6 protein-coding genes are annotated in these 6,422 nt (G+C 62.8%); 2 read left to right on the top strand and 4 right to left on the bottom strand.

Annotated elements, in window-relative coordinates:
* A partial coding sequence (locus AF337_RS11030; RefSeq protein WP_049732219.1) for an ABC transporter ATP-binding protein occupies positions 1 to 758 on the top strand: 758 nt, incomplete at its 5' end.
* 35 nt (positions 759 to 793) lie between these two features.
* Positions 794 to 2,797 carry an aldo/keto reductase gene (locus tag AF337_RS11025; protein WP_049732218.1) on the top strand — a complete coding sequence of 668 codons (2,004 nt, stop codon included), beginning with the start codon at positions 794 to 796 and terminating at the stop codon, positions 2,795 to 2,797.
* Positions 2,798 to 2,976: 179 nt separating this feature from the next.
* Here the strand turns inward: AF337_RS11025 and cydX are convergent, their stop codons facing one another.
* The 4 genes from cydX to AF337_RS11010 form a co-directional block, all read right to left on the bottom strand.
* Complete coding sequence (cydX, locus tag AF337_RS39295) at positions 2,977 to 3,099, bottom strand: cytochrome bd-I oxidase subunit CydX (protein WP_063844316.1); 123 nt, start codon at positions 3,097 to 3,099, stop codon at positions 2,977 to 2,979.
* 13 nt (positions 3,100 to 3,112) lie between these two features.
* Complete coding sequence (gene cydB / locus AF337_RS11020) at positions 3,113 to 4,267, bottom strand: cytochrome d ubiquinol oxidase subunit II (RefSeq protein ID WP_049732217.1); 1,155 nt, start codon at positions 4,265 to 4,267, stop codon at positions 3,113 to 3,115.
* A 6-nt stretch (positions 4,268 to 4,273) separates the two neighbouring features.
* The gene (locus tag AF337_RS11015; protein WP_049732216.1) at positions 4,274 to 5,854 is read right to left on the bottom strand and encodes a cytochrome ubiquinol oxidase subunit I; all 1,581 of its coding nucleotides are present in this window, start codon (positions 5,852 to 5,854) and stop codon (positions 4,274 to 4,276) included.
* Positions 5,855 to 5,931: 77 nt separating this feature from the next.
* A partial coding sequence (locus tag AF337_RS11010; protein ID WP_152970976.1) for an ATP-binding cassette domain-containing protein occupies positions 5,932 to 6,422 on the bottom strand: 491 nt, incomplete at its 5' end.

Genomic DNA, 6,422 nt, shown 5'->3' with positions numbered 1-6,422 from the left:
TTACCGAGCGGCGTGTGCGTCATGTCGCCGAAATCCTGCAGATCACCGAGCTGATGAAGCGGCGGCCGAAGCAGCTTTCCGGCGGCCAGCGCCAGCGCGTCGCGATCGGCCGCGCCATCGTCCGCGAACCGGAGGTCTTCCTGTTCGACGAGCCTTTGTCGAACCTCGACGCCGAACTCCGCGTGCAGATGCGCGTCGAAATCTCCAGGCTGCACAAGCAGCTCGGCACGACGATGATCTACGTCACCCACGACCAGACGGAGGCGATGACGCTCGCCGACCGGATCGTCGTGCTGCGCGCCGGCAATATCGAACAGATCGGCGCCCCGCTCGACCTTTACGACGACCCCGCCAACCAGTTCGTCGCCGGCTTCGTCGGCTCGCCGAAGATGAATTTCCTGAAAGCCGTGGTGGTCGAGACCCAGCCGGGCAGGGTGGTGATCGCGCTGGAAAGCGACGCCAATATGCGCCTGCCGCTGCCCGTCACCGAGCCCATCGATGCCGGCACGAAGGTGACGCTCGGCATCCGTCCCGAACATTTCGTCGATGCCGGTATGGGCGATGCCGATCTCACCGTCGCCATCGACGTCGCCGAGCATCTCGGCAACACCAGCTACATCTATGCCGCCCTTGGCAGCGAGCAGCTGATCATCGAACGGCCGGAATCGCGCACCGCCGGCAATCGCGAGACGCTGACTGTCGGCCTTCCCGCCCGCCACACATTCCTTTTCGACGGCGCCGGCAAACGGCTTCGCTAAACCCCTCCCAAGGCAGAAAGACGAAAGAGGTTTCCATGACTTCCGATCAACCGATCCGCTGGGGCATCATCGGCCCCGGCACCATCGCCCGCACCTTTGCAGACGGCGTCGCCCATTCGCGCACCGGCAAACTGGTGGCGATCGCCACCCGCAATCCTTCCAAGCCGGGACTTGCCGAAAACTTCCCCGGCGCCCGCATCGTCAATGGCTATGAAGCGCTGCTTTCCGATCCCGAGGTCGATGCGGTCTATATTTCCGTGCCCCATACCGGCCATGCCGAATGGGCGATCAAGGCCGCGCGCGCCGGCAAGCATATCCTGGTGGAAAAGCCGATCGCGCTTTCGGCCTATGATGCCGAAGCCGTTTACTACGAGGCCAAGAAGGCCGGCGTCTTTGCCGGCGAGGCCTTCATGTACCGCGTGCATCCGCAGACGGAGAAGCTGGTCGAGCTCATCAAGAGCGGCGTCATCGGCACACCACGCATCATCCGCTCGAGCTTCGGCTTCAATATGGGCAGCTACAGGCCGGAACACCGGCTGTTCGCCAACGATACTGCCGGCGGCGGCATTCTCGATGTCGGCGGCTACCCGGTCTCGATGGCGCGGCTGATCGCCGGCGCTGCGGAAGGCAAAGCCTTCCTCGAACCGGAAAAGGTTTCTGGTGTCGCCCATCTCGGAGAAAGCGGCGTCGATGAATGGGCGTCGGCCGTGCTCAAATTCCCGAACGAGATCATCGCCGAAGTCTCCTGCTCGATCATGGCGCAGCAGGACAACGTGCTGCGCATCATCGGCTCCGAGGGCCGGATCGAGGTCGCCGACTTCTGGTTCGCCTCCGGCCACAAGGGCGGTGTCGGCAAGATCGAGATCTTCAAGGGTGGGAAGCAGCAGACGGTCGAGGTCAAGGAAGATCGCTGGCTCTATTCCTTCGAGGCCGATGCGGTGGGCGATGCCATCCGCGCCGGCAGAACCGAGTTCAGTTCTCCCGGCATGAGCTGGGCGGATTCGATCGCAAACCTGCGCGTGCTCGACCAGTGGCGCGCCTCGGTCGGGCTAGAATATGGCGTCGAGAAAGCCGCCAAGCGCACGGCCAATATTGCCGGCGGCACGGTCACGCGCGGCAACAGCATTCCGCGCCGTGAAATACCCGGTATCTCCAAGCCGGCCTCGGTCGTCACGCTCGGCTTCGAATTCTTCCCGAACTTCGCCGCCGCCTCGCTGACGCTCGACGCCTTCTACGAGGCCGGCGGCAACGCCTTCGACACGGCCTTTGTCTATGGCGCCGGCAAGACGGAGGCGATCTTCGGCGACTGGCACACCAGCCGCAAGGTGCCGCGTGAGGAGATCGTGCTGATCGGCAAGGGCGCGCATTCGCCGCTCTGCTATCCCGATATGATCGCCAAGCAGCTCGACCAGTCGCTCGCCCGGCTGAAGACCGACTATGTCGATGTCTATTTCATGCATCGCGACAATACCGACGTGCCCGTCGGCGAGTTCGTCGATGCCATGGATGCCGAGGTCAAACGCGGACGCATTCGCGGCATCTTCGGCGGTTCGAACTGGACACGGGCGCGTTTCGACGAAGCGATCGCCTATGCCGAAAGGACCGGCAAGGCGGCACCGGCCGCCCTCTCCAACAACTTCTCGCTTGCCGAGATGCTGGATCCGATCTGGGCCGGCTGCGTTGCCGCCTCCGATGACGGCTGGAAGACGTGGCTGAACGAGAAGCAGATCCCGAACTTTGCCTGGTCGAGCCAGGGCCGCGGCTTCTTTACCGACCGCGCCGGCCGCGACAAGCGCGATGACGAGGAGATCGTGCGGGTCTGGTATTCCGAACGCAATTTCGGACGCCGTGACCGTGCCATCGAACTGGCCAACAAGCTCGGCCGCAATCCGATCCACATCGCGCTCGCCTATGTGATCGCCCAGCCCTTCCCGGTCATTCCGCTGATCGGGCCGCGCACCGTCGCCGAACTGGAAGACAGCCTCTCGGCGCTCGACATCAAGCTGACGCCCGATCAGGTGAAGTGGCTGGAAGGCTGATGCAATAGAGCATTTCCGCTTTTTTTTCCGAATCCCGGAAATGCTCTATCTCTTTGTTTTCATGCAATTGAAATGCTCTATCTCTTTGTTTTCATGCAATTCCGGACGCAAAAACGCTTCGCACTTTTGCTGGAATTGCTCTGGAAAGGGCGCGGTTCGAACCCGCGCCCTTTCCATAATTACTTCAGCGTTTCGGACGCCTTCTTCCTGGCTGCATCGTCCATCAGCTCATACCACATGGCGTTGAGGACGGCGAAGGCGGCGGCCAGCGGCAGGCCGAGGATCCAAGCGAAATACCACATCGTTTCATCTCCCTCAGTAGGCGTGGCTGTTCTTGTCGGTGACGGACTTCTCGTCGACCTTGCCCCACAGAACCTTGTAGACCCAGGCCGTGTAGGCAAAAATGATCGGCAGGAAAATCGCCGACACCACCAGCATGATGAACAGCGTCATATGGCTGGAGGATGCGTCCCAGACCGTCAGGCTCGATCGCGGATCGAGCGATGAGGGCAGGATGAACGGGAACATCGAGAGACCGACCGTCGAGATGATACCTGTTATCGCGACCGTGCTGAAGATCAGTGTTATCACCTCGCGCCTTGCCCGCATGACGATAAAGGCCAGGGCCGCGCCGGCAAAGCCGAGAACCGGTGCGGCGATCATCCACGAATGAGCGGCGTAATTGGCAAGCCAGGCGCTCTTTTCGATCACCACCGTTTTCAGCAGCGGATTCGAAGGTCCGATCGGGCTGATATCGCTGGTGATGCGGTAGCCGCCGACGCCGATCCACAGGAAGAGACCGCCGAGGGCAAACAGCACGATGGTAGCAAGGGCGGCGATGCTGCCATAGCTTCTGGCCCGCTCCGCAACCGGCCCGCTCGCCTTCAGCACCAGCCAGGCTGCACCGTGCATCGTCAGCATGGCGAGGGAAAGCAGGCCGCAGAGCAGCGCAAAGGGGTTGAGCAGGGCAAAGAACGAGCCTTCGTAGAAGATCCGCATGTCCTCGGCAAAGCGGAAGGGCACGCCCTGCAGCACATTGCCGACGGCGACGCCGAAGATCAGCGACGGCACGAAGCCGCCGATAAAGAGCGCCCAGTCCCAGCCGTTGCGCCAGCGGGCGCTGTCGCGCTTCGAGCGATATTTGAAGCCGACCGGGCGCAGGATGAGCGCGAAGAGGATCGCAAACATCGCCAGGTAGAAGCCCGAAAACGAGACCGCATAAAGCGGCGGCCAGGCGGCGAAGATGGCGCCGCCGCCAAGGATCAGCCAGACTTGGTTGCCCTCCCAGGTGGCGCCGATCGTGTTGATCACCACGCGCCGTTCCGTATCGGTCCTGGCGACGAAGGGCAGAAGCGTGCCGACGCCGAGGTCGAAGCCGCCTGTCGCCGCAAAGGCGATCAGCAGAACGCCGAGCAGCAGCCACCAGATGAGACGCAGGGTTTCATAATCGAGGAGTTCGTGAAGGATCATGGCGGCTCACTCCGCGGCCGGGACGAGGGTTTCGGAAATCAGCACGGCTTCCGGCTCGTCGTCCGGCTCCGGCCCTTGGCGGATCGCCTTGATCATCAGCCTCATCTCGATGACGATCAGCACCGTGTAAAGTGCTGCAAAACCGATGATCGTCAGCAACACAGTGCCGGCGCCGAGGCTGGAGACGGCCGCCGCCGTCGGCAGAACGCCTTCGATCACCCAGGGCTGGCGGCCGAACTCGGCGACGACCCAGCCAAGCTCGATCGCGACCCAGGGCAGGGGGATCGCCAGCACGGCGATCCTGAGAAGCAGTGGATATTTGTCGAGATGGCGGCGCGCCGACAGCCAGAAGAAGGTTGATGTCAAGAGGATGAAGAAGATGCCGAGGCCGACCATGATGCGGAAGGACCAGAAGAGCGTCGGCACATGCGGGATCGTATCGCGCGCTGCCTGGACGATCTGCGCGTCGCTCGCCTGGCGCGGATCGTCGACGTAGCGCTTCAGCAGAAGGGCATAACCGAGATCATGGCCGAGATCCTCGAAGGAGCTGCGCACCTCCTGCGCCACCTGATCCTGCGCCGGGGCCGCACGGATCTGCATCAGTGCGTCGTAAGCCTTGATGCCGTCGCGGATGCGGACCTCGGCCTGCTGTTCGAGCTTGTCGATGCCGGGAATCTCTGTCGTCAGCGACCGTGTGCCGATCAGGCCCATGACCCAGGGAATGTGGACGGCGAAATGCGTCTCCCGCGCTTGCTGATCCGGAAAGCCGAAGGCGGTGAAGGCGGCCGGCGCCGGCTCGGTCTTCCACATGCCCTCGATTGCGGCGAGCTTCATCTTCTGGTTTTCAGTGGCGAGATAGCCGCTCTCGTCGCCGAGCACGACGACCGAGAGCGCCGAAGCGAGGCCGAAGGAGGCCGCGACCGTCATCGAGCGCTTGGCAAGCTCGACATGCCGGCCCTTCAGCACATACCAGGCCGAGACGCCGAGCACGAAGATCGAGGCGCAGACATAGCCGGCCGAGACCGTATGGACGAATTTCGCCTGGGCGACCGGGTTGAAGACCACGTCGAAGAAGCTTGTGATCTCCATGCGCATCGTCTGCGGATTGAGCGCCGATCCGACCGGGTTCTGCATCCAGCCATTGGCGATGAGGATCCAGAGCGCGGAGAAATTCGAGCCGAGCGCCACCGCCCAGGTGGCGACGAGATGGCCGACTTTCGACAGCTTGTCCCAGCCGAAAAAGAACAGGCCGACGAAGGTCGCCTCGAGGAAAAAGGCCATCAGGCCTTCGATCGCCAGCGGTGCACCGAAAATGTCGCCGACATAATAGCTGTAATAGCTCCAGTTCATGCCGAACTGGAATTCCATGACGATGCCGGTGGCGACGCCGATCACGAAATTGATGCCGAACAGCGTGCCCCAGAATTTCGTCATCTGCCGCCAGATCTGGCGGCCGGTCATGACATAGACGGTTTCCATGATCGCCAGCAGCACGGACAGGCCGAGCGTCAGCGGTACGAACAGGAAGTGATAAAGCGCCGTCAGCGCGAATTGAAAGCGCGATAGCGCAACGATATCTAGTTCCATTGTCTTTCTCCCACGGTCCCACGGGGTACGGAGCATTCCCAAGCGCCGGGCGGCGCCTGAGGGCATGCGGGTCTGACTCAATCCGGCCGAAGCCGGTCGAGCGCCTTTTCGAACGCCGCCTCTCCGCGGCGCGAAACTTCTGTGATGCGGCCGCCTTCGATGACGGCGATACGGTCTGCGATGGCAGCCTCGCGGCGGATATGCGTGGCGATGACCAATGAGCGGCCGTCAGCCATTGCCGACAGGCGACAGAGCACATCGCGAGCCGTGGCGCCGTCGAGGCCCTCTGTGGGTTCATCGAGCAGCCAGAGCGGCGTGTCGCGCAGGAAGAGCCGGGCAAGCGCCAGCCGGCGCGACTGGCCGCCGGAAAGGCCGAGCCCGCCTTCGCCAAGCGGCGTATCGATCCCCCGCGGCAGGGCCTCGACATCAGCAAGCAGACCGGCGGCAGCGAGCGCTTCCCGCAGACGCGCTTCGCTGGCATGCGGGTTGGCAAGAGCGAGATTGCCGCGCAAATTATCCTCGAAGAGTTCCGTCCGCTGCGTCAGCAAGGTCGCCCTTGTCGCCGCAG

The sequence above is a fragment of the Rhizobium ecuadorense genome (genome assembly GCF_001187535.1).
GTDB classification, from domain to species: domain Bacteria; phylum Pseudomonadota; class Alphaproteobacteria; order Rhizobiales; family Rhizobiaceae; genus Rhizobium; species Rhizobium ecuadorense.
This window is presented reverse-complemented; position numbering and strand designations above follow the sequence as displayed.